Annotated in this window: 21 protein-coding genes; 12 read left to right on the top strand and 9 right to left on the bottom strand. The window is 72.2% G+C overall.

Features of this window, described 5'->3' with window-relative positions; translation table 11 throughout:
* Positions 1–45: 45 nt before the first annotated feature.
* Both J2S66_RS10385 and J2S66_RS10380 read left to right on the top strand, forming a co-directional pair.
* Positions 46–693, top strand: coding sequence for a HemK2/MTQ2 family protein methyltransferase (locus tag J2S66_RS10385; protein ID WP_310306659.1), 648 nt, complete (start codon positions 46–48; stop codon positions 691–693).
* Positions 677–868 (top strand): CDGSH iron-sulfur domain-containing protein, encoded by a 192-nt coding sequence (locus J2S66_RS10380; RefSeq protein ID WP_306749676.1) that lies wholly within the window; start codon positions 677–679, stop codon positions 866–868. Before J2S66_RS10385 ends, J2S66_RS10380 begins: the two co-directional genes overlap by 17 nt.
* Here J2S66_RS10380 and J2S66_RS10375 read toward each other — a convergent pair.
* From J2S66_RS10375 to J2S66_RS10365, 3 genes are read right to left on the bottom strand one after another with little or no spacing between them, the layout of a single operon-like run.
* Positions 865–1,878, bottom strand: coding sequence for an iron-containing redox enzyme family protein (locus tag J2S66_RS10375; RefSeq protein WP_310306656.1), 1,014 nt, complete (start codon positions 1,876–1,878; stop codon positions 865–867). The genes J2S66_RS10380 and J2S66_RS10375 overlap by 4 nt on opposite strands.
* A gap of 9 nt (positions 1,879–1,887) precedes the next feature.
* Positions 1,888–2,943 carry a carboxylate-amine ligase gene (locus tag J2S66_RS10370; RefSeq protein ID WP_310306654.1) on the bottom strand — a complete coding sequence of 352 codons (1,056 nt, stop codon included), beginning with the start codon at positions 2,941–2,943 and terminating at the stop codon, positions 1,888–1,890.
* On the bottom strand, positions 2,940–4,448 hold the full coding sequence (locus tag J2S66_RS10365; protein WP_310306652.1) for an FAD-dependent oxidoreductase: 1,509 nt from the start codon (positions 4,446–4,448) through the stop codon (positions 2,940–2,942). The genes J2S66_RS10370 and J2S66_RS10365 overlap by 4 nt, the downstream gene beginning before the upstream one ends.
* A gap of 59 nt (positions 4,449–4,507) precedes the next feature.
* Here J2S66_RS10365 and J2S66_RS10360 point away from each other — a divergent pair, with 59 nt between their 5' ends.
* The gene (locus J2S66_RS10360) at positions 4,508–4,942 is read left to right on the top strand and encodes a DUF6098 family protein (RefSeq protein ID WP_310306650.1); all 435 of its coding nucleotides are present in this window, start codon (positions 4,508–4,510) and stop codon (positions 4,940–4,942) included.
* Between the two features lie 42 nt (positions 4,943–4,984).
* Here the strand turns inward: J2S66_RS10360 and J2S66_RS10355 are convergent, their stop codons facing one another.
* The 4 genes from J2S66_RS10355 to J2S66_RS10340 form a co-directional block, all read right to left on the bottom strand.
* Positions 4,985–5,527, bottom strand: coding sequence for a dihydrofolate reductase family protein (locus tag J2S66_RS10355; RefSeq protein WP_310306648.1), 543 nt, complete (start codon positions 5,525–5,527; stop codon positions 4,985–4,987).
* Positions 5,528–5,600: 73 nt separating this feature from the next.
* Positions 5,601–7,622, bottom strand: a complete 2,022-nt coding sequence (locus J2S66_RS10350) for a neutral/alkaline ceramidase (RefSeq protein WP_310306647.1) — start codon at positions 7,620–7,622, stop codon at positions 5,601–5,603.
* Between the two features lie 85 nt (positions 7,623–7,707).
* Complete coding sequence (locus tag J2S66_RS10345) at positions 7,708–8,910, bottom strand: cytochrome P450 family protein (protein WP_310306645.1); 1,203 nt, start codon at positions 8,908–8,910, stop codon at positions 7,708–7,710.
* Positions 8,911–8,970: 60 nt separating this feature from the next.
* Positions 8,971–9,771 carry a GntR family transcriptional regulator gene (locus J2S66_RS10340; protein WP_310306643.1) on the bottom strand — a complete coding sequence of 267 codons (801 nt, stop codon included), beginning with the start codon at positions 9,769–9,771 and terminating at the stop codon, positions 8,971–8,973.
* A gap of 182 nt (positions 9,772–9,953) precedes the next feature.
* Between J2S66_RS10340 and J2S66_RS10335 the strand changes: the two genes are divergently transcribed.
* Genes J2S66_RS10335 through J2S66_RS10315 form a run of 5 tightly spaced genes read left to right on the top strand, consistent with a single transcriptional unit; the run spans position 9,954 to position 15,906 of the window.
* Complete coding sequence (locus J2S66_RS10335) at positions 9,954–11,198, top strand: extracellular solute-binding protein (protein WP_310306641.1); 1,245 nt, start codon at positions 9,954–9,956, stop codon at positions 11,196–11,198.
* Positions 11,195–12,142: a carbohydrate ABC transporter permease gene (locus J2S66_RS10330; RefSeq protein WP_310306639.1), complete on the top strand. Its 948-nt coding sequence runs from the start codon at positions 11,195–11,197 to the stop codon at positions 12,140–12,142. The genes J2S66_RS10335 and J2S66_RS10330 overlap by 4 nt, the downstream gene beginning before the upstream one ends.
* Complete coding sequence (locus tag J2S66_RS10325; protein ID WP_310306637.1) at positions 12,139–12,960, top strand: carbohydrate ABC transporter permease; 822 nt, start codon at positions 12,139–12,141, stop codon at positions 12,958–12,960. Before J2S66_RS10330 ends, J2S66_RS10325 begins: the two co-directional genes overlap by 4 nt.
* A gap of 20 nt (positions 12,961–12,980) precedes the next feature.
* Positions 12,981–14,507, top strand: coding sequence for a beta-N-acetylhexosaminidase (locus J2S66_RS10320; protein WP_310306635.1), 1,527 nt, complete (start codon positions 12,981–12,983; stop codon positions 14,505–14,507).
* A 16-nt stretch (positions 14,508–14,523) separates the two neighbouring features.
* Complete coding sequence (locus J2S66_RS10315) at positions 14,524–15,906, top strand: cellulose binding domain-containing protein (RefSeq protein WP_310306633.1); 1,383 nt, start codon at positions 14,524–14,526, stop codon at positions 15,904–15,906.
* A gap of 164 nt (positions 15,907–16,070) precedes the next feature.
* Here J2S66_RS10315 and J2S66_RS10310 read toward each other — a convergent pair whose 3' ends face one another.
* The gene (locus J2S66_RS10310) at positions 16,071–16,766 is read right to left on the bottom strand and encodes a phosphotransferase (protein WP_310306631.1); all 696 of its coding nucleotides are present in this window, start codon (positions 16,764–16,766) and stop codon (positions 16,071–16,073) included.
* A 186-nt stretch (positions 16,767–16,952) separates the two neighbouring features.
* Positions 16,953–17,462 carry a glycine-rich domain-containing protein gene (locus J2S66_RS10305; RefSeq protein WP_510184960.1) on the bottom strand — a complete coding sequence of 170 codons (510 nt, stop codon included), beginning with the start codon at positions 17,460–17,462 and terminating at the stop codon, positions 16,953–16,955.
* Between the two features lie 334 nt (positions 17,463–17,796).
* On the opposite strand from J2S66_RS10305, the gene J2S66_RS10300 reads away from it, so the two are divergent.
* The 4 genes from J2S66_RS10300 to J2S66_RS10285 all read left to right on the top strand — a co-directional run bounded on the left by J2S66_RS10300 (position 17,797) and on the right by J2S66_RS10285 (position 22,389).
* Complete coding sequence (locus J2S66_RS10300) at positions 17,797–18,297, top strand: NUDIX domain-containing protein (RefSeq protein WP_310306627.1); 501 nt, start codon at positions 17,797–17,799, stop codon at positions 18,295–18,297.
* Positions 18,298–18,320: 23 nt separating this feature from the next.
* Entirely contained in the window at positions 18,321–19,544 is a 1,224-nt protein-coding gene (locus tag J2S66_RS10295; protein ID WP_310306625.1) for a helix-turn-helix domain-containing protein, read from the top strand.
* Between the two features lie 179 nt (positions 19,545–19,723).
* Positions 19,724–20,989: an MFS transporter gene (locus J2S66_RS10290; protein WP_374726192.1), complete on the top strand. Its 1,266-nt coding sequence runs from the start codon at positions 19,724–19,726 to the stop codon at positions 20,987–20,989.
* On the top strand, positions 20,986–22,389 hold the full coding sequence (locus J2S66_RS10285; protein WP_310306622.1) for a pyridoxal phosphate-dependent decarboxylase family protein: 1,404 nt from the start codon (positions 20,986–20,988) through the stop codon (positions 22,387–22,389). Before J2S66_RS10290 ends, J2S66_RS10285 begins: the two co-directional genes overlap by 4 nt.
* The last annotated feature ends 3 nt before the right edge of the window (positions 22,390–22,392 follow it).

Raw genomic sequence — 22,392 nt, 5'->3', positions numbered from 1 at the left:
GCGCCCGGTCCGTTTGCCGGCGGAGATGGTGGGAACCACACTCCTATGTGGATGTGGAGGCCGCCGGGGGTCTACCGGCCGCAGGACGACACGTGGCTGATGGTCGAGGCCCTGGCCGACGCGGGCGTCCCGCCGGGTGGACGGGCCCTGGACGTGTGCACGGGTACGGGCGCGCTGGCGGTCGCCGCCGCGCGCGCCGGTGCGAGAGAAGTGACGGCGGTGGACCGGTGCCGCCGCGCCGTGCTGGCCGCCAGGGTGAACGGCGCGGTGCGCGGCATCCGGGTCGAGACCCGGCACGGCGACTTCGGCGACCTCGTCGGCGAGGACCCCTACGACCTGATCACCGCCAACCCGCCGTACGTGCCGAGCACCGGGGTGCCCGACAGCGGACCGGAGCGGGCGTGGGACGCGGGCCGTCGGGGCCGTGCGGTGCTCGACCGGCTGTGCGCGGTGATGCCGCTGTTGTTGGCGGACAAGGGGGTCGGGCTGATCGTGCACTCGACGCTGTGCGACTCGGACACGACGCTGCACCAGCTGCGCGGCGGCGGGCTCAAGGCGTCGGTCGTCGCGCGCCGCACCATTCCCTTCGGACCGGTGATGCGCGGGCGGGCGCGGTGGCTGGAGGAGCAGGGGCTCATCGCGCCGGGGCAGACGGAGGAGGAACTGGTGGTGGTCCGTGCCGACGCGGCGTGACTCGCGCAAGGTGACCGTGGTGCCCGGCGGCCCCCTCCTGGTGGAGGGACCGGTCGAGGTGGAACTGGACGACGGGACGCTGGTCGAGTCCGACCGGTTCGTCGTCGCGGTGTGCTCGTGCCGCCGCAGCAAGCGCTACCCGTTCTGCGACACGAGCCACCGCAAGCGCCGTTAGGCGGATTCCCCGGGGAGGGGCAGGCGCAACGCCGTCTGCCCCTCCTGCCACGCACCGAGAAGGTGCTCGCCCAGGCGTGCCTCCAGCAGTTCGGTGGCCTGCACGCCGAACACCACCGACCCGGTCAGCTCCGGCTCCCGGTCGAGCAGGTCGCCGATCACGTCGCGCCGCATGATCTGCTCGTGGACCGCGTCGGCCTCGATGTGCTCGGTGAAGAACTCCACGCAGTCGGGGTGCGCGCCCATCCGCTCCAGCGCCTTCGCCATCCGGGCGGCGCTGGGCGCGGTGGTGATCTCGGCCGCGGCGAAGTGGCCGACCAGGGCGCCGCGCAGCGAGCGGTGCAGCCCGCACAGCGACATCAGGTTGACGGTGGCGAGCATGACCGCGGGCGCGTTCTCCAGGTAACCCAGGTAGTCGTCGGTCAGGCCCGCGCCGACCAGCAGGTCCCCGAACAGCCGCGAGTGCATCCGGTCCGCCCGACCGCCGCCGAACTCGTCGAACTCGACGGCCACCAGCGCCGCCTTGGCCCGGCCGCGCAGCCTGGGGATCACCCAGGAGTGCGGGTCGGCTTCCTTCAGGTGGTAGATGGAGCGCAGCGCGAAGTACTCGCGCACCTGCCACCACTCCCCCCGGTCCTTGAGGAAGTGGCTGACGCCCGAACCGTCGACCGGCTCCACCAGCAGCTCGTCGAGCACACCGGTGATGTCGGCGCCGCCCGGCACGTCGGCGCGCAGCGCGTCGAGGAACACCGTCTCCAGCAGGCCGCGGAACCGGATCAGCTCCGGGTCCCACTCCCACTCGTCCGTGACGCCGGCCCAGCCCTGGTAGTGCAGTTCGTAGCACAGGTGCAGGGCGAGCTGGAGGTCATCGCCGTACGGGTCGGCCGCGACCGACGAGGGCAGGGCGACGGCGGGCGGCGCGCCGCGCAGGGCGTCGAGGACTGCTTCCGACAACGGCCCGCGCGGCGCGGGGAGCACGGCCGACTCGACGGCCCGGTCCACAGTGGTCATGCGGGTGGACTACCCGATTCCCGCCTCGATGCACGTGATCGTCGCCGCTTCGGGCGAACCGGCCCGCTGTTGGCGCACCGCCCCGTTGCCCTCCGCGAGCACCCGGTCGAGCAGCGACCGCACCGCGGCGCGGTCGTCCCCCAGCGCGTCGGCCACGTGGTCGAACAGCGCCTCCAGCAGCGCGGGCGCCGGGACGCGCCGCGCGGCCAGCGGATCGACCCCGTCACCGGTCAGCCCGTAGCGCGCGGCCGACCACACCGCCGCCGCCAGCACCTGCTCGTCCAGCTCCGGCGCGGGGCCCAGCGGCGTCACGGCCACCAGGGCGCGGGTCAGCGCCGTCTGGAGCACCGCTTCGCCCGGCGTGGCCGCGGTGTCCGCGACCCGCACCTCCACGGTGGGGTACCTCGGCGACGGTCGGGCGAACCAGAACGTCTGGCTCTCGTCCACCAGCACACCGAGGTCGACCAGGCGGGCCACGGCGGCGTCGTGGGCGGCGGCGTCCGCGAGGTGCGGGGTGACGCCCGAGCCGGGGAACTTCGACTGCTCCACGATCCGCCAGCTCGCGTAGCCGGTGTCGCGGCCCGCCCAGAACGGCGAGTTCGCGCCCAGCGCGAGCAGCGTGGGCAACCAGCGCCGCAGGTGGTTGACCACGTGCACGGCGGTGTCCCGGTCGGGCACGCCGACGTGCACGTGGCAGCCGTTGCTCTGGTAGTCGGTCACCTGCGCCCGGAACAGCTCCTCGACCCGCCCGTACCGGCCGCCGGGCGCGAACCCCGGCGCCGGGTCGGCGAGCGGCGGCGTCCCGGAGGCCAGCAGCCGCAGCCCCGACGCCTTCGCCGCGTCCGCCAGCGCACGCCTGCCGGCGGCCAGCTGCGCGCCCAGCCCGGCCAGGTCGTCGCACACGCCGGTGGCGAACTCGACCTGGGTGCCCATCAGCTCGGGGTGCGCCTTCGCGCCCGGCGGCAGCTCCTCGACCCTGGCCAGCACCTCGGCCGCGCGCGGTACCGGGCGCAGCGTCGTGGGGTCGACCAGGAGGAACTCCTCCTCCGCTCCGATCGTGCTCAAGCGGGGTCCCGCCGTTCCAGCGGCTCGGTCGCCGGTCCTTCCAGGACCTCGCCGTCGACGTCGAAGCGCGAGCCGTGGCACGGGCAGTCCCAGCTGACCTCGGCCTGGTTGAACCGGACCAGGCAGCCCATGTGCGTGCAGCGCAGCGACACGCCGTGCGCGCGGCCGTCGTGGTCGCGGTACACGCCCGCCTTGCCCGTGCCGTCGCGCACCACCCGCGCCTCGCCCGCGGGGACCTCGCCGGCCGAGGAGACCTCGGCGGGCTTGAGGCGGTCGCCGACGAGGTCCACCGCGACCTTGGCGTTCATCTTGGCCAGCGTGGGGGCGGACTTCAGCGACACGCGGTGCGGGCTGAACCGGTCCGCCCACGGGTTCTCCTCGCCCCGCACCAGGTCCGCGAGCAGCATCGCGGCGGCGGTGCCGTTGGACAGGCCCCACTTCATGAACCCGGTCGCGCCGAACAGGCGGTCCGAGCCGGGCGTGTACGGGCCGACCATCGGCAGGTGGTCGTAGGGCACGGCGTCCTGCGCGGACCAGCGGTGGGTGACCTCGGCGACGTCCCAGTGCTCGGCGGCGAACTTGAGCAGCTCGCCGTAGGGGTCGCCCTCCTCCGAGCCGGTCACGTGGCTCTGCCCGGACACGATGAGCAGGTCGTGGTAGTTCGACAGCGACCACGACGGGGTGCCCGTGCTGATGGACAGGCCGGGCGGCGGCGAACCGGCGTTCAGCCGCACGGCGATGCAGTAGGAGCGGACCGCCTCCAGCCGCGCGAAGTACAGGCCGCGGTCGAGGATCGGGTAGTGCGTGGCGATGACCACGCGGTTGGCGACCACCACGCCGCCCTCGGTGCGCACCCGGACCGGGTCGCCGTCCTCCACGCGCAGCACGCGGCTGTTCTCGTAGACCTTCGAGCCGCCGCCGTCGACCAGTTCGGCGAGCGCGCGCACGTACCTGGCGGGGTGGATGGCGAGCTGGTCGTCCAGCCGCACGGCCGCCGCCACGGGGAACGGCACGCCCATCTTCTCGCCCCGGTCGCGCACCACGGGCAGCCCGGCCGCCTGCGCCGCGCCGAACTCCTCCTCGACGGACGGCACCTCGTCGTTGGTGAACGCGAACGTGTAGGCGGGCAGGCGGCGCAGGTCGCAGTCGACGCCCTCCCGCGCGACGATCGTCTCGACCATCTCGACGCCGGCCCGGTTGGCGGCGGCGTAGACGGCCGCGGCGTCCTCACCGTGCCGCTTCACGATCGTGGAGTACTGGGTGGACTGGAGCGCGGTCACCTTGGCGGTGTTGTTGCCGCTGACGCCGCTGCCGACGAGGCCGGCCTCGATCAGCGCGACGCGCAGGCCGGCGCGCTTGAGCAGCAGGGCGGTGGTCACCCCGGTGATGCCGCCGCCGACCACGGCCACGTCGGCCGTCTCCTCGGAGGTCAGTGCGGGGTGCCGGCTCCCGGCGATCGCCGCGGTCCACAGGGACTCGCGTGCCGTGGTGGTCGAATCGGTCATGGTGATCGCGTACCCGGAATCGGGAGTTCGAACCGCCGCCCCCTGGTTACCCCCGGGCCATGCGCACCTTCGCCGACCTCGACGACCTCGTGGCCCTCGTCGCACAGCGGAACGGCGCCGACCTGTTCGTCCGCTGGTCGCTGGGCCCGGACGCGGACGGCGGCCGGTGCAGCCGGGACGGCCTGACCGGCCTCGCGCTGCCCGGCCTGTCCGCGAACGCCCTGGCCGTGGAGCCCTGGTGGGGTGACCGGCCGCTGCGCCTGTGGGTGGCCCGCCGCCTGCACGACTACCGCCACCTGCGGGAGCGCCGCAGCACGGGCACCCGGCCGTGGGTGCTGGAGGGCACCGAGGTCGGCCGGGGCCCGGACAACGAGCCGCTGGTCGAGTGCCGCCGCCCGATCGGGTGGATCACGGACGAGGCGCTCGCCGAGTGCGAGCGCCTCGTCCTGGCCACCGCCGCCACGCCGTGGGGTCCGCTCGACCGCGAGGGGTGACGCTGTCCCGGCGGCCGGCGCGCACCGGCCGCCGGGTCGCGCCTACTTCCGCACGCGGAAGCGGAGCATCGTGATGTCGCCCGACCGGGTGTTGTCGAGGGGTTCCAGGTCGATCCGGTCGAGGCTCGGGGGCGTGAAGCGGACGCCGTCGCCGAGCAGCACCGGGACGACGTACACCAGGATCTCGTCGACGAGTCCGCGCTCCAGGCACTGGGCCGCCACGTCGGCGCCGAGGACCTCCAGGTCCTTGTCGCCGGCGGCGGCGCGGGCCGTGGCGACGGCTTCCTCGATCCCGCAGGTGAGGAACGTGACGGTGGGGTCCGGCTCGTCGGGGGGTTCGTGGGTCAGGACGAACTGCGGTCCCCCGTCGTAGGGGGTGTCCTGGGCGGCCATGCGCTTGGCGACCTCGTAGGTGCCCCGGCCGACGAGCATGGCGCCCGCGGCCGCCATGACCTCCGGGAACGTGTCCGGGGTCAGGTGCTCGCCGACCCAGCCCATCTCGTGGCCGCGACCGGCGATGAAGCCGTCCAGCGACATCGCCCTGTTCACGACCACCTTGCCGGTGCCGATCCCCGTCCCGCCCATGCGTTTCCCCCTTGCCGGTACCGAATCCGGAAGTGGATCATAGTTCCGCCGGCGGGGAGGGGCGGGAGTCGCCCTAGCCGACCGTGAAGCTCCTGGTCGCGCCGGTGAAGCCGGTGATCGCCCCGGTCCAGCCGCTCTTCCAGTCGCCGTGGTGGACGATGCGGTAGGTGCCGGCCGGGGTGTCCGCCGGGATCGCCCACGTGAGGGTGGCCGTGGAGTTCGCGATGCCCTCGCGCTGCCAGCGGTAGCGGGTGGACCAGTCGCCGTCGTCGGCGTGCCGGGTCCACCGGCCGTCCACCAGGCGCTGCACCTCCAGGAACGTGCCGTTGCGGTGCAGGTCGTTCTTGGGGTGGCCGGTGACGAAGACCGCCGTGGCGGTCTGCCCGCGGGTGTAGGAGGCGGCGGGTTCGGTGCGCACCTGGCCGAACGACGTGCCGATCGGCTTGTCGTCGAACACCACGCCGGTCTGGAGGTTGATGCCGGTGAACGGCGGCGTGCCGGGCGTCGGGCCGGGCGGCAGGGCGGCGCCGGTGCGCAGCGACGCGGCGAGCTTGCCGAACTCCTGCTCGTAGGCGGGCAGGGTGTTGCGCCCGAACAAGGTCGAGCCGCCCTCGTACTGCTGGAGGTCGTACTCCTCCGGGGTGGTCACGTACTGCGCGTAGTCGTTGGCGTAGCCCTGCACGAGCACGTTCTCCAGCGGCATGCCCGCCTCCGCCGCCACCGCCTGCCGGATGCGCAGGCCGGCCACGATCGTGACCTCGCCGGGCACCGCGACCAGGTGCAGCGGGCCGATCTTGACCACCTGGAGCGGCACGACGTTCGGGGTCGCGCCGATCAGGCCGGTGGGCACGAGCGACGCCTTCGGGTACTGGCAGTCCTTGAGCCACTGCGGCACCTCGACCTGCAACGGCTCGAACAGCGCCTTCCACGGGCTGGTCATGCCCTCGTGGAACAGCGGGATCGCCGGACCGTCCTCGACGCTGCCCGCCAAGGTGGACGCGCCGACCACGCCGGAGCACGTGGTGCCGGGGCGGCCGTCGGTGGTGAACCGGCCGTCCACGGTGACCGCCGACATGTCGACGAACCGCATCCGGGAGTCCACCGAGCCGGTGACGGCGGCCTGCGGGCCGGCGAAGACCCGCTGGGCCTCGCGGTTCTGGCGCTCGCCGATGATCCGGGTGTTCTCGACCTCGTCCTCGGTGGGACCGGAGCCGGGCCTCAGGTTGAGGTTGGGCGACATGTCGCCCGCGTTGGTGTTGGGGAACGCGGCCACGAACCCGGGCCGGTCGTCGAGGTAGCGCACGCCGTGGTGGTCGTGCTCCCACCGGTAGGACGCGTATCCCTTGTTGTCCGGGCTGATCAGGGTGTTCTTGTTGGTCATCGACGTGTTGTGGGTGGCGAACCAGCTGATCGCGCCGACGTCGGTGGCGCCCTGGCGGAACCTGAGGACGGTCATCGACGGGTCGACGGCGTTCGGGAAGTGGGCCTTGTCGGCGGCGGGGTTGCGGTCGAACGCGGTGCGCGAGCGGTTCACGCTGGCGTCGGTGAGCTGTCCGCGGCCGAGCGTGATGGTGCCGGGCCTGAGGTCCTCGTGCGCCTCGACGACCGACTCGGTGATGCCGTCGGCGATGGCGTCCAGGGTCTGCTTCTGGAGGCCGAGGACCGACAGGTTGTAGGCGAGGTTGTGCGAGTAGCCGCCGGGGCCGGCGTGGGTGTGGGTGGCGGACAGCAGCAGGTTCTCGCGCGTGTACGTGGCGCCGTAGCGGGCCTGGAGGCGGGACAGCACGGCCTCCTGCACGGCGCGGAAGACCATCGCCAGGTCGGCGTTGACGTAGGCGACGCGCTTGCCGGTGGCCTGGTCGACCACGACGAAGGCGCGGGACCGCTGCCGCTGGTGGATGCCGGTGGTCTTCTGGTCGAACGACGAGTAGCCCATCATGCCGTTCTCGGCGGCGGGCCCGGTGACGTCCGAGATCCCCCGTCCGACCAGGTAGGGCGCGGCCGGGCCGGGTTGCGCGCCGGCCGCGGGCAACCCGACCAGCACCAAGGCTCCGACCAGCGCGCAGGACACCAGTGACCGGCGTGAGCTCCGCATTCCCACTCCCCGACGTACGCGAAAGGGATTCACCTTTGTCGAGGACGGTAGTGACCCGGGCCACTCCCGGCAAGTCCGGGAACCGTCAGCGCAGGCGGACGGGCAGCTCCAGGTGGCCGTTGGAGATGAACGAGCGGACCGGCCGCAGGTCCTCCACCGGCACCGCCAGGGCGAGGTCCGGGAACCGCGCGAACAGCGCGGGCAGGGCCACCTCGGCCTCCAACCGGGCCAGCGGGGCGCCGAGGCAGTAGTGCACGCCGTGCCCGAACGCCAGGTGCGCCTTGTCCGGCCGGGTCAGGTCGTACTCGTCGGCGGTCGACCCGTGGTGCAGCGGGTCGCGGCCCGCGCCCGCGAACGCGGCCAGGATCGCCTCGCCGCGCCGGATCACCACGTCGCCGACCTCCACGTCCTCGACGGCGTAGCGCAGCGGCAGGTTCGCCACGGGCGCCTGCCAGCGCAGCGTCTCGTCCACCACGTCGCCCCAACCCCGCTCGCCCGTCCGCACCAGCCGGAGCTGGTCGGGGTGGGCGAGCAGCGCGGCGACGGCGTGGTCGAGCAGGTTCACCGTCGTCTCGTACCCGGCGGAGATCAGCAGGACGAGGGTGTCCGCCAGTTCGGTCGCCGTCAGGCTCCCGTCGCCCTCGTCGTGCGCCGCGATCAACCCGCTGATCAGGTCGTCGCCGGGGGTGGCGCGCTTGGCCTCGACCAGTTCGCCGAGGGTGCGGTAGAGCCGCTCCTGGTTGGCCACCACGCTCTCCGGGGCCGACGTGGTGTCGAAGACGGCGTCCACGAGGGCGCGCAGCTCCGGGCGCGTGTCGTCGGGGATGCCCAGCAGCAGGCAGATCACCTCGATGGGCAGCGGGTTCGCGTACGCCTCGCGCAGGTCGGCGGTGTCCCCACCGGCGTCGAGCGAGTCGAGCAGCCCCGTCGCGATCCGCTCCACCTCGGGCCGCAGCGACTCCACCCGGCGCGGGGTGAACGCCTTCGACACCAGCGAGCGCAGCCTGCGGTGGTCGTCACCGGAGGCGTTGAACATGTTCCGCACGGACACCCAGAGGTGCAGCGGCCAGTCCTCGGGCACCTCCCCCGCCGCCCAGGCGGACCAGTGCCGCCGGGCGTCCTTGGAGATGCGGGGGTCGCTCAGCAGGCGGCGCAGCACGTCGATGCCGGTGACGGACCAGGCGGTGAGGCCGCCCGGCAGTTCCACGCGGGTGGCCGGGCCGAGTTCGCGCAGCCGCGCCGCCTCCCCCTGGAGGTCGCGGCCGGTCGGGTCGAGGAGGTAGGTCATGCCCCCACCGTGGCAGCGGCGCCGAGGCCGGCACACCCCCGTGGGGGTCATGTCGGCGGACTACTGGACGTCCCCCGTGGTGGCCGAGCGGACCGTCGTTGCGGAGCCCGGTGGGATGCCCGGGTAGTGGTCGGCCCGGTCGCCGGGGGCGGTGCGGCCCAGCGAGAGTCGGGAGACGATGCGGTAGCGGTCGCCCCGGTAGAGCGAGTGCACGTACTCCACGGGGCGGCCGGCGGTGTCGTTGGTGAGGCGTTCGAACAGCAGGGCCGGCGCGAAGACGGGCACGCCGAGCAGCTCGGCCTCCGAGTCGTTGGTGACGGTCGGCTCGATGGACTGCACGGCGTCGCTGACGTGCACGCCGTGGTCGGACAGCCGGTCGTAGAAGTTGCCGGACTCCATGTCCTCCTGGGTGAGGCCGGGTGCGACGGCGACCGGCACGTGCAGGTACTCGATCGCCATGGGCTGGCCGTCGACCAGGCGCAGCCGGGCGGTGTAGTTGACCTCGGCGGCCGGTGACACGCGCAGCTTGCGGCCCACCCGCGCGCCGGCCGGGATCCGGGCGTGCTCCAGCACGCGGCTGGTCCACGCGCCGCCCGCCTGCGGCAGCGTCATGGCGCGGTCACCGGACACCAGTTCCTGGGTGATCTTGGCGGGCGCGACGAACGTGCCCCGGCCGTGCTGGCGGACGAGCAGGCCGGTGTTGACCAGCTCGTCGACCGCGGAGCGCAGCGTCGGCCGGGAGACGGACAGCCGCGCGCACAGGACGCGCTCGGCGGGGATGGGCGCGCCCGGCGGGTGCGTCTCGATCAGCTCCAGCAGGTAGTCGCGCACCCGTTCACGCTTGAGGATCGGTTCGGCCATGCCGCCTCGCTTCGTTCTGCCGCGTCGCCGGGCCAGTATGTCAGACCAGTGGTCAGTTACCACTTCACAAAGATCGAGAGCGCTCTCACGGCTGTGACGTGGGTGTTGACGGACAGATTGGTCTATGCCATCTTCGACACGCTCCACCGGAGGTTACCAATTGGTCAGCTGAGAGGTGAGACGTGTCGCACCGCCCCGTCGCCGTGGTCCTCGCGTTGGGACTAGCCCTGGCCGCCTGCGGAACCGACGCCGGCGACGCCGGTGGGAAGCAGGAGATCACCGTCTGGCTGATGAAGGACTCGACCACCGAGGACTTCGCGAGCCGGTTCGAGACCGAGTTCGAGCGCGACCACCCCGACCTGGACCTGGACCTCCAGGTCCAGGAGTGGAACGGGATCACGCAGAAGGTGACCAGCGCGCTGGCCAGCACCGACCCGCCCGACGTGATCGAGGTCGGCAACACCCAGGTCGCCCAGTACGCGGCCAGCGACGGCGTGGCCGACCTGTCGGCGAAGAAGGCCGAACTGGGCGGTGACGACTGGATCCCCGGCCTCGCCGAGCCGGGCGCGGTGGACGGCAAGCAGTTCGGCGTCCCCTGGTACGCCGCCAACCGCGTGGTCGTCTACCGCAAGGACCTGTTCGAGGCCGCGGGCGTGACGCCGCCCAGGACCCGCGACGAGTGGCTGGCCACGACCGACCGGCTCGACGAGGGCGACGTGCAGGGCATCTACCTGCCCGGCCAGAACTGGTACGTGCTGTCCGGGTTCGTCTGGGACGAGGGAGGCGACCTGGCCGAGAAGTCCGGCGACCGGTGGGCCGGATCGCTGAACACGCCGGAGGCGCTGGCCGGCGCGGACTTCTACCGACGGCTCCAGGCGCTGGGCGACGGCCCCAAGGACTCCGACGAGGCCAAGCCGCAGCAGACCGACGTGGTGGCCGCCGGGCAGGTCGCGCAGTTCATCGCGGTGCCCGGCGCGGCGAAGCTCGTGGAGAAGGCCAACCCGGCGCTGGCGGGCAAGCTCGGCTTCTTCCCCATCCCCGGCAAGACCGCCGACGAGCCCGGCGCGGTGTTCACCGGCGGCTCCGACCTGATCATCCCGCTCGCCTCGCCGCGCCAGGAGGGCGCCTACGAGGTGGTCAAGGCGCTGGCCGGGGAGAAGTGGCAGGTCGAGCTGGCCAAGGCGATGAACTACGTGCCGAACCGGACGAGCCTGGCGAGCGCGGTCGGCGACGACCCGGGCGCGGCGGCGATGGCGGCGGGCGCGGTCAACGGGCACGCCACGCCGAACTCGCCGAACTGGGCGGCCGTCGAGGCGCGCAACCCGATCAAGGAGTTCCTGACGGAGGTGCTGACCGGCGCCGACCCGGCCACCGCGGCGGCCGAGGCGGACCAGGTGATCACCCAGGCGCTCAACTCCGGGACGTGACGGCGACGTTGGCGCGGCCGGTGGACGACCGGCCGCGCACCACCCCTCCCCCGCGCCGCCGCCGGTCCTGGTGGCCCTACCTGCTGATCTCGCCGACCCTGGTGGCCACCGCGTACCTGCTGCTGTACCCGTTGGCGCGCAACGTGGTGATGTCAGTGCAGGAGTTCGGCCTGCCGCAACTGGTGCGCGGCGACGCGCGGTTCACGGGCTTGGCGAACTACGCGAAGGTGCTGTCCGACCCCGAGTTCTGGGCCGTCGTGCGGCGCACGCTGCTGTTCACCGCGCTCAACGTCGTGCTGATCATGCTGCTGTCCACGCTGGTCGCGCTGCTGCTGGTGCGGCTGGGCCGGTGGCTGCGGCTGCTGGTGATGTCCGGGCTCGTGCTGGTGTGGGCCACCCCGGTGATCGCCGCGACCACGGTGTTCCAGTGGCTGTTCCAGTCCCGGCTGGGCGTCGTGAACTGGGTGCTGGTGGAGCTGGGCTTCGAGTCGTACCGCGACTACACGTGGTTCGCCGACGGGCCGGCGACGTTCGCGATCCTGGTGGTGCTGATCGTGTGGCAGTCGGTGCCGTTCGCCGCGCTGTCGCTGTACGCCGCGATGGTGACCGTCCCGTCCGAGCTGTACGAGGCCGCCCGGATGGACGGGGCGGGCGCGTGGCGGGTGTTCACCAGGATCACGTTCCCGGTGCTGCGGGCCATGTTCGGGCTCATCACGTGCCTGGAGGTGATCTGGGTCGCCAAGGCGTTCGTGCAGATCTGGGTCATCAGCCAGGGCGGTCCGGGGCAGGCCACGACGACGCTGCCGGTGTACGCGTTCCAGGTGGCGCAGTCGTTGCAGCGCTACGACCTCGGCGCGGCGGTGTCGATGCTCATGGTCGTGCTGCTGGTGCTCGCCCTGCTGGCCTACTTCCGGCAGCTCTACCGGCAGGAGGGCGTGTCGTGACCGGGCGGGTGCTGCGGACCGTCGCCGCGCTGGTCGTGTTCGCGGTGTCGGTGTTCCCGGTGTACTGGATGGTGCTGACCGCGTTCAAGCCCGCCAAGGACATCCAGGCGGCGACGCCGACGTTCCTGCCGCTGTCCGTGACGTTCGAGCACTTCGGCACGGCGGTGGCGGCACGCGGCTTCTGGTCGTTCTGGCGCAACAGCCTGCTCGTGGCGGGCGGGGCGGTGCTGCTGTCGCTCGTGGTGGCCCTGCTGGCGGCGTTCGCGGTGGCGCGGCTGCGCTGGAAGGGGCGGCGCGGGTTCATCCTCATGGTGTTCGTCGCCCAGATGACGCCGTGGGAGGCGCTGCTCATCCCGGTCTACGTCATCGCCCGCGACACCGGGATGCTCGACACGCTCTGGATGCTCACGCTCGTCTACTTCATGATCACGCTGCCGTTCACGATCGTGACGCTGCGCGGGTTCCTCGCCGCCATCCCGGTGGACCTGGAGGAGGCCGCCCTGGTGGACGGCTGCTCGCGCGCGCAGGCGTTCCGGCGGGTGGTGTTCCCGCTGCTCGCGCCGGGCCTGCTGGCGACCTCGCTGTTCGGGTTCATCACCGCGTGGAACGAGTTCGCCTTCGCCAACGTGCTGATCATCAAGGACCAGGACGACCGCACGCTGCCGGTCTGGCTGTCCTCGTTCAGCAACACCTTCGGCACCGACTGGGGCGCCACCATGGCCGCCTCGACGCTGTTCATGCTCCCGGTGCTGCTGGTGTTCCTCGTGCTCCAGGGCCGCGTCACCACCGGTATCACCGGTGGCGCGGTCAAGGGCTGACCAACCAGGGGGTTCCGCTCGTGATCGTCCCACGCCCGACGCGGCTGGTCCGCAGGCACGGCCGGTTCGCGCTCGACGAGGACACCGCGATCCGCGCCACGCCCGGCGCGGAGGGCGCGGCCCGGCTGCTGCGCCACCTGCTGCGGCCCGCGACCGGCCTGCCGCTGCCGCTGCACGAGGACGGGCGGGTCGTGTTCGCGCTCGACGAGCGGCTCGTCGGGCTCGGTGACGAGGGCTACGCGCTGACCGTGAACGAGCACGCCGTGGTGCTGCGCGCGGCCACCCGGCAGGGCCTCGCGCACGGCGTGCAGACCATCCGGCAGCTCCTGCCGGCGCGGGCCCTGGGGTCGCGCCCGGCGTCCGGGGTGGAGTGGGCGCTGCCGGGTGTCGACGTGCGGGACACGCCCCGACTGCCGTGGCGGGGCGTGCTGCTGGACGTGGCGCGGCACTTCCAGCCGGTGCCGGTGCTGCGCCGGTTCGTCGACCTGCTGGCGCTGCACAAGCTCAACGTCCTGCACCTGCACCTCACCGACGACCAGGGCTGGCGGATGCCGGTGCCGCGCTACCCGCTGCTGACCGAGGTCGGCGGCAGGCGCGCCGAGACGGCGGGCGACGGCGTGCCGCACGGTGGCGCGTACACGCGGTCCGAGCTGGCGGGGCTGGTCGCCTACGCCGCGGAGCGCGGGGTGCGGGTCGTGCCGGAGATCGAGATGCCCGGCCACGCCCGCGCCGCGCTCGCCGCCTACCCGCACCTGGGCAACGACCCGGGCCGCCGGCTGCCGGTGTGGACCCGCTGGGGCGTCAGCGACGAGGTCTTCGGCGTGGGGGACGCGACGCTGGAGTTCTGCCGCGACGTGCTCGACGAGGTGCTGGAGGTGTTCCCCGGCCCGCACGTGCACCTGGGCGGCGACGAGTGCCCCACCACCGAGTGGGAGACCGGCGCGGGCGCGGCGGAGCGGATCGCGCGCGAGGGCCTGGCCGGGCCGCACGAGCTGCACGGCTGGTTCCTGCGGGCCATGGCCGACCACCTCGTGGAGCGCGGCCGGGTGCCGGTGTCGTGGGAGCGGATCGGCGACCCGCGCGCGGTGGTCATGCCGTGGCGCGACGCCGACGACGCCCGGTCCGCCCTGGACGGGGGCCACGACGTGGTGATGGCGCCGCACCGCTCGACCTACCTCGACTACCCGCAGACCGCCGATCCCGACGAGCCCGCCGGGCAGCCCGGCCTGGTGGTCACCGCGCACGACGTCTACCACCTGCCGCTGCCCACCGGGGTGCTCGGCGCCCAGTGCGCCCTGTGGACGGAGTACGCGCCGACCCCGCACGACCTGGAGCGCCTGGCGTTCCCGCGGCTCGCGGCGCTGGCCGACGCGCTGTGGTCGCAGCGCCCCTCGTGGACCGACTTCACCGACCGGATGCGCGAGCACGGGAGCCGCCTGACGGCGCTCGCCGTGCCGCACCGCCCCCTGGACACCCGTCGGCCGCCGACCGCCCGAGAGGAGGCCAGCACCCAGGACGAAGCCCGCTCCCCTGTCCCACCCTGCTGACACGAGGAGAACAACCTTGTCCGCACGCGTTATCGCCGCCGTGGGCTCGGCCGCCGTGGCGGTCGCCGCCCTGGTGACCGCGCCCACCGCGATGGCCGCCGACGTGGTCACCGCCCAATACCGGACCAGCGCGTCCGCCAACACCACCGACCAGGTCGAGCCGTGGCTCAAGCTGGTCAACTCCGGGTCGACCACCGTGCCGCTGGCCGACCTCAAGGTCCGCTACTACTTCACGAGCGAGACGCCCGACGTGGGCTATCGCTTCGCCTGCTCGTGGGCCGTGCGCGGCTGCGGCAACGTGACCGGCACGTTCGGCACGCTCACCGGCGGCGCGGCAGACCGGTACCTGGAAGTCGGCTTCACCTCCGGCGCGGGCTCGCTCGCACCGGGCGCCGACTCCGGCGACCTCCAGCTGCGGTTCTACCGGAGCAACTGGAGCCGGATCACGCAGACCGACGACTACTCGTTCCGCGCGTCCAGCTCCTACTCGCCGTGGTCGCGCGTCACCGTGCACCGCGGCGGCACCCTGCTGTACGGCACCCCGCCGGGTGGTTCGTCGACCACCACCACGACGACCACGACGACGAACCCGCCGAACCCGAACGGTCCGGCGCTGTTCGACGACTTCGACTACGCCTCGTCGTCCGACTCGCGGATCGCGCAGCGCGGCTGGACCGTCCGCTCCGGCGGTGGCGGCCCCGGCGTGCCCGCGACCTGGGAGCCGTCGCAGGTGACGTTCCCGACCGTGGACGGGCAGAAGTCGATGCGCCTGGAGTCGTCCAACAACGGCTCGACGGCGCGGCAGACCGAGCTGTACCACCAGCGGAAGTTCTTCGAGGGCACGTACGCGGCCCGGGTGAAGTTCTCCGACACCCCGGTCTACGGGCCGGACGGCGACCACGTGGTGCAGACGTTCTTCACCATCACGCCGCTCAACAGCGACCTCGACCCGAACTACGGCGAGATCGATTTCGAGTACCTGCCCAACGGCGGCTGGGGCGAACCCGCGAACATCATGTACGAGACGACGTGGGAGACCTACCGCAACGAGCCGTGGCTCGCGGACAACATCCACAGCGAGCAGCGGCAGAGCTACGTGGGCTGGCACGACCTGGTCTTCCAGGTCGCGAACGGCCGGGTGAAGTACTTCATCGACGGGACCCTGGTCGCCGACCACGGCGACAAGTACTACCCGGAGACGCCGATGTCGATCAACTTCAACCTGTGGTTCATCGCGGGCGGCCTGGCCGGCGCCCCCGGTGACCGGGCCTACCAGCAGCACGTGGACTACGTGTACTTCGCGAAGGACCAGGTGCTGAGCCCGGCGCAGGTGCAGTCGCGCGTCGGCGGCTACCGCTCGTCGGGTGTCGCGCACGTCGACACGGTGCCCGCGAGCTGATCATCCCTCCCCGGCCCGCTGCCGCCGAGCGGGCCGGGGAGGACGCGGCGGCTCAGCCGGACACGAGTGAGTTCACCCGATGAGGGGCAATGCCCGACTGTCACGCTCGCGGTGCGGCACGGTGGCCCCATGCGCCGACGTGGGAGTGGACGAGGTGCCGCCCTCTAGGCCAGCCGGTACTGAACCCAACGACGAGCCGCGTTCGTGTTGGGTGTGCCCGCGAACCTGCGTTCCCACACGCGCAGCACGGATGCGGCGAACGCGGTGATCGCGTCGTGTGGAGCGGTGGCGAACCCGTCGAAGTTGTGAGCCCACTTCTCCGCCGCGTCGGGGTCGTGCCCTCCGGCGATCAGCCGGATCACCAGGAGTGCAGGGTCGATCCAGGCAGCCCCGGTCCGCCACCACGCCCAGTCGATCACCCGTGCTCGATCGGACACGAGGAAGTTCAACGAGTGGAGGTCCGAGTGGATCAACCGGTCCCCGCCCATGTGCTCGGGTGCGCGAGAGGCCCATTCGACCAGCAGTCCGGCGTTCGCAACGGACCACGGATCGGCATCGGCAGGTGGCGCGACACCGATCTCCACTTCGAGTGCTTTCGCCCATTGAGCGGACATCGGGCGTCGGGCCGTGGATGACGGCGGCGGTGCGGTGCGGCTGACCTCGTCCACCGCGTCCACGACCAGCGGCAGGTCGTCCGAATCGGGGGACAGCGTGGCGTGCCGCCCGGGGACGTGCTCGAATCCGAGCACCAGCCAACCGTCCACCTCGATGTCCCACAGCAGGCGAGGGGCGAGCTGTTCGGGCAGGAACGGGCTCACCACGACCTCGTTGCGGTGCATCCACGCCAAGGGAGACCTCACCGTGACCCCCTTGCAGAACACGCGGCCGCGCGCAGTCGACAACGTTGCCGACAGCTCGGAGCTTCGTCCTGCATCGGGCGACTCCGCCGTGAGCACCGTTCCGATCCTGCGCTCTACGGCGTGTCTGACGCCTTCGGGCAACTCGTGCCAGTCACGGCGGTCAGCCATGGTCTCCTCGTTCTCGGGCTATTGCCCGATCGTCATCAGTCGGCGGGACGCCGCGCCGTCGCCGTCGCCGCCCTGACCGCAGTTCGTGCATCCGGCGTGGCACTGCGTGCACTGCCCGGCGTTCGTCGCCCACAGTGCGGGATCCACCTCGAACCCCGCAGTTCGCAACGCCTCCACCGCAGGGGCGAGCGCGGCCACAGTATCGGCGGGCGTGGCGCGCGGCGAGGCGAACTCCTCGGGCACGTGGTGCAGGAAGCGACCGGCCACCCGCCTGCAGAACTCGGCGTAGTCGACGGTGTTCAGGATGAACTGGTGCCAGCCGAGGTCCACGCGCCGGCTCGGCCGGAGGTGGCACCCGGGTTTGTCGGCGCACACCTTCAGGAAAGCGACGGTGGCGTCCACGATCCTGACTGCTTCGTCCCCCGTCATCCCCGCGTGCTCGTTGATCAATTGTCGCACCAACCGGCCGTGCACCTCGGCCGAAACCAGACCGTGCCCAAGTGACCTCGTGAACGTGGACGTTTCCATTCGACTCTCCTGCTTGTGTCACGCGAGTCCGCCGTCGACGACGATCGGCAGTCGATTGAACCGTTACAGCCTTGCGAACAGGCAACAAGCGGTTGGACGGACCATGACGAGGCGCAATTCCCGGGCCCCGCCTTGAAACGCCCACCCACCGCAAACCATGCCACTCCCCGGCGTTCGCACCATCGAGCCCCGTCATTCGTCGTCGATCAGTCTTCAGGCACTTGGGCCGGAGGAACACAGCTTCCACTGCGGAATTCGGCCGGCGATGCGGCGTGAATCCGGCATTGAGTGCGGAGAACCGGCGGTTGCCGCGCGCCCGGTAGCCTTTCGCGTTGTGGACCTCCTACCGTTCGAGCAGTACGCCGCCTCGCTGAACCGGAAGCGCACGTCCGCAGGCGTCCTGTTCAGGGATGGCGTCGGCCGGGTGCTCCTGGTGGAGACGACGTACAAGAGGGCCTGGGAGATCCCCGGTGGTTCCGTCGACGCGGACGAAGCACCCTGGCGGACGGCTGTGCGCGAGGTGGCCGAAGAGATTCACCTCGACCGTCCGCTCGGACGGCTCCTGCTCATCGACTACGTGCCGACCGACGGACCGATGCCCGAGGGGCTGGCATTCATCTTCGACGGCGGATTGATCACCGAGGAGGAGGTGGCCGGGATCGAACCGACCGATCCCGAAATCCGCTCGGTCGGCCTCTACACCCCGGGAGCCGCCCGGGATCTGGTGAAACCGATCCTGGCACGCCGGATCGAGGCAGCTCTTGACGCTGTCACGACAGGTGGACTGGTCTTGTGCGAGTCGGGCCACCGCGTCACCGTGCAAGGGCGTCGTTGACCCAGCCGCAGCCGGAGGCAACCATGCACAACGCGCTCTCGGAGAACCTGCCCAGGTTGAGGAAGGCACGCGACCTCTCGCAGGAAGAACTGGCCGCAGCGGCTGATGTCGGGGTGGACACGGTGGGGCGCGTCGAACGCGGCGAAACCCGCATGACTCGTCCGTCCACCGTCGCCAAGCTGGCGAAAGCGCTCGGCGTCTCCACCGAGTCCTTGTTGGGCCTCGCTTCCGCCGACGAGAAGCGGGATGTCCAGGGCATCGCGACCCTGCGCCGGGCGATCACCGCCACCTCCGCCATTCCCGGCTTGTCCGACTTCGCGGAGTCCTCCGAACTGGAGGCCCCAGCCACCTTGGCGGTGACGGCCCACGAAGCTTGGCGGGCCTACGTGGACGGCCACCACACGACGTTGCTGCACCTGCTGCCGGCGCTGTTCGTGGACGCACGCCGACTCGTGCACAGCACATCCGGTGACGACAACGCTGTGGCGCACCGCATCCTGTCGACGGCCTACCGCCTGGGCGCCGGTCTCGTCGGACGGTTCGAGCTTGAAGATCTCGCCTGGACGTCCGCCGAACGCGCCTTGGCCGCTGCGAGGGAGTCCGACAACATCGAAATGGAGACGGCTGTCTCGCTCCGCTACCTCGCGTGGACACTGGTCAGACAACGGCGCACCGCAGATGCCGAGCAGGTTGCCGTCCGCGCCGCCGAGCAGATCGAACCGCGGATGCTCGACCGGACTCCGGAGCGCGCCGGCGTGTTCGGCAACCTGATCTTCAACGCGGCCAGCGCGGCCCTGCGATCCGGCAACGAGGGCCGCGCGGACGACCTCTTGGCGATAGCGCAGGCCGTCGCTGTCCGAGCAGGACGCGACAGCGCGAGTGAAGCGGCGATCTTCGGCCCGCGCGTAGCCGCGTTCCAGCTCATCGACCACACCATGCGCCTGGGAGATCATGAAAAGGCACTGCGGCTCGCCGAGCGGGTGCCCAAGGCGCACGGTGCCGTGCCCGCTTTCTGGGAGGCGGGTCACCGGCTGCACCTGGCTCACGCGGCTTCCCGACTGCGCCAGGACCGGTTGGCGCTCGCCTACCTCGCCGAAGGGCGTCGACTGGCTCCTGACTGGGTTCGCCGCCAGCCGCTGGCGGTGAAGACCATGAGGACCCTGGTCGACCGCGCCCCCAGACGACGGGGCAAGGACTTCGGCGCACTCGTCGCCCACTACGGAGTGGCCGGTCAGTGCACTGGCTGAGATGGCTGTGCCACTGTGGAGGACCATCCGGAGACGCCTGTAACGGGCGTCCGTCGTGACCTGACCTGCCGCGGCGTCAGGCCTCTCTCCGACGGGGAGCGCGTCCCACCGTCCGGGCTCCCGAAGTGGTGCTCGCTTCCACGGCCGTCGAATGCGAAGATCTTCCGCCTATGCGGCAGATCAGCGGTGTCACCGGCGGGGTCCGGGCCGGTTACGCGACCGGGTCCTTCGTGACCGGCGCGTTCGGCACCGTGCCCGGGCTGCTCCTGCTGCCCTACCTGACCGACGGCCTCGCCGTGCCCGCCGCCGTCGCGGGGCTGCTCGTGCTGGTGCCGAAGGCGTGGGACGTGCTGTTCAACCCCGTCGCCGGCCGGATCAGCGACGCGGCGGGCGTGCGGCGGCCGTTCCTGCTGCGCGGCGGGCTGGCCACGGCGGTGCTGTTCGCGCTGCTGTTCGCCGGGCCGTTCACGGGCACGGGCGCGGCGGTGTACGTGGCGCTGGTGTTCCTGCTGTGCGCGACGGCGTACGCGTTCTTCCAGGTGCCGTACGTGGCGATGGCCGCCGAGATCACCGACGACTACGACGAGCGCACCCGGCTGATGGCGTGGCGGATGGCGTTCCTGGCGCTGGCGATCCTGGTCAGCGGCGCGGGTGCGCCCGCCGTGCGCGACCTGCTCGGCTACCCCGGGATGGGCGCGTCGGTGGCGGCGCTGATGGTGCTGGGCACGGTCGTGACGTACGTGGGCACGCGCGGGGTGCCGGTGTCGCGGCGGGTCGCGTCGTCGGCGTCGTTCGGGGAGCTGTGGGCGGCGGTGCGCGGTTCGCGGCCGTTCCGGCTGCTCCTGGCGGTGTTCGTGGTGCAGGCCGTCGGGCTGGGCACGATGCTCGCGGGCGTCGACTACTTCGCGCGGCTCGTGCTGGGCGACCGGTCGTTGCAGACGCTGCTGTTCGCCGGGTTCGTCGGACCGGCCCTGCTGGTCATGCCGCTGTGGCAGCGGGTGGGCGCGCGGTGGGGCAAGCGGGTCGGGCTGGTGGCCGCGTCGCTGCTGTTCGCGGTCGCCGTGCTCGGCCTGCTGTTCTCCCGGGTGCTGCCGGTCGGCGCGGTGCTCGCGCTGATGGCCGTGGTCGGCGTCGGGTACGCGGGCATGCAGGTGTTCCCGCTGGCCATGCTGCCGGACGTGATCACCGCCGAGGAGCGGCGCGTCGGCGCGACCAGGGCCGGCCTGTTCTCCGGCGTCTGGACGGCCGGCGAGACCCTGGGCCTGGCACTCGGCCCCGGCGTGTACGGGCTCGTGCTGGCGCTCGGCGGGTACGTCGCGAGCACCGACGGGTCGGCCGCTCAGCCCTCCGGCGCGGTGACCGCCGCGCTGCTCGGTTTCACCGCGATCCCGGCCGTGCTGGCCGTCGCGGCACTGCCCCTGCTGCGTGAAGAGAGGTCCGCATGACGTCGGCGGAGTCCGTCCTGGCCGAGCTGCGCGCGCTGCGCGAGGGCGACCTGCCCACGCACGGCGGTCGCACGCTCGCCTACGTCTACGACAGCGCGGTGCCCGGCCTGGACGAGCTGGCGGCCTCCGCGCACGCGCTGGCCTCGTCGGTGAACGGGCTCGACCCCACGGCGTTCCCGAGCCTGCTGCGGCTGGAGAACGACGTGGTGCGCACCGCGGCCCGCCTGCTGGGCGGCACCGACGCCACGGTCGGCACGGTGACCTCCGGCGGCACCGAGTCCTGCCTGCTGGCGGTCGTGGCGGCCCGCGACGCCCGGCCCGACGTGCGGGAACCGTCGATCGTGCTGCCGGAGACGGCGCACGCGGCGTTCCACAAGGCCGCGCACTACTTCGGGTTGCGGGTCGTGTCGGTGCCGGTGGACCCGGTGACCTACCGGGCGGTGCCGTCGGCGATGGCGGCGGCGATCGATGCGTCGACCGTGCTGGTGGTGGCGAGCGCGCCGTCGTACGCGCACGGCGTGGTGGACCCGGTGGCCGAGATCGCGGGCATCGCGGCGTCCGCCGGGGTCCGGTGCCACGTGGACGCGTGCATCGGCGGGTGGGTGCTGCCGTTCGCGGCGGACGTCGAGCCGTTCGACCTGTCCGTGCCGGGGGTGACGAGCCTGTCGGTGGACCTGCACAAGTACGCGTACGCGCCGAAGGGGACGTCCGTGCTGCTGCACGCGTCGGCCGACCTGCGGCGGTCGCAGTACTTCGCGAGCGCGGCGTGGCCCGGTTACACGATGCTCAACTCGACGACGCAGTCCACTCGTTCAGGTGGTCCGCTGGCGGCGGCGTGGGCGGTGCTGCGGCACGTCGGTGACGACGGGTACCGGTCGCTGGCGCAGGCCGCCCTGTCGAGCGCCCGCGTGCTGCGGGAGGGCGTGGAGAAGATCGACGGCCTGCGCGTGTTGGGCGACCCGGTGTCCACCCTGCTGGCGGTCACCGCGTCCCGCGACGACTTCGACGTGTTCACCGTGGCCGACGAGATGAAGGCGCGGAACTGGTACGTGCAGCCCCAGTTCGCGTTCGGCGCCTCCCCCGCCAACCTGCACCTCACGGTGACGGCGGCCAACGCGGGCCACGAGGACGAACTGCTGGCCGACCTGCGCGACTCGGTCGCCGCCGCCGTCGCGGCCGGTCCGGTGCGGGTCGCGCCGGAGGTCGTCGCCTTCATCGGCTCCCTCGACCCCGACACGCTGACCCCGGACGAGTTCGGCGGGCTGCTCGCCGCAGCGGGCATGACCGGCGACGCCGGGCTGCCGGACCGCATGGCGACGGTGAACACCCTGCTCGCCGCCGCCTCCCCACGACTGCGCGAACGCCTCCTGGTGGAATTCCTGGGCGCTTTGTACTCGTGAAAG

This window comes from Saccharothrix longispora (genome assembly GCF_031455225.1).
Lineage (GTDB): Bacteria > Actinomycetota > Actinomycetes > Mycobacteriales > Pseudonocardiaceae > Actinosynnema > Actinosynnema longispora.
This window is presented reverse-complemented; position numbering and strand designations above follow the sequence as displayed.

Bases quoted from the DNA above. Each gene is read 5' to 3' on its own strand.
- J2S66_RS10385 (WP_310306659.1), top strand. From the start codon at position 46: ATGTGGATGTGGAGGCCGCCGGGGGTCTACCGGCCGCAGGACGACACG.
- J2S66_RS10375 (WP_310306656.1), bottom strand. From the start codon at position 1,878: ATGACCACTGTGGACCGGGCCGTCGAGTCGGCCGTGCTCCCCGCGCCG.
- J2S66_RS10365 (WP_310306652.1), bottom strand. From the start codon at position 4,448: ATGACCGATTCGACCACCACGGCACGCGAGTCCCTGTGGACCGCGGCG.
- J2S66_RS10360 (WP_310306650.1), top strand. From the start codon at position 4,508: ATGCGCACCTTCGCCGACCTCGACGACCTCGTGGCCCTCGTCGCACAG.
- J2S66_RS10355 (WP_310306648.1), bottom strand. From the start codon at position 5,527: ATGGGCGGGACGGGGATCGGCACCGGCAAGGTGGTCGTGAACAGGGCG.
- J2S66_RS10350 (WP_310306647.1), bottom strand. From the start codon at position 7,622: ATGCGGAGCTCACGCCGGTCACTGGTGTCCTGCGCGCTGGTCGGAGCC.
- J2S66_RS10345 (WP_310306645.1), bottom strand. From the start codon at position 8,910: ATGACCTACCTCCTCGACCCGACCGGCCGCGACCTCCAGGGGGAGGCG.
- J2S66_RS10340 (WP_310306643.1), bottom strand. From the start codon at position 9,771: ATGGCCGAACCGATCCTCAAGCGTGAACGGGTGCGCGACTACCTGCTG.
- J2S66_RS10305 (WP_510184960.1), bottom strand. From the start codon at position 17,462: ATGGAAACGTCCACGTTCACGAGGTCACTTGGGCACGGTCTGGTTTCG.
- J2S66_RS10295 (WP_310306625.1), top strand. From the start codon at position 18,321: ATGCACAACGCGCTCTCGGAGAACCTGCCCAGGTTGAGGAAGGCACGC.
- J2S66_RS10285 (WP_310306622.1), top strand. From the start codon at position 20,986: ATGACGTCGGCGGAGTCCGTCCTGGCCGAGCTGCGCGCGCTGCGCGAG.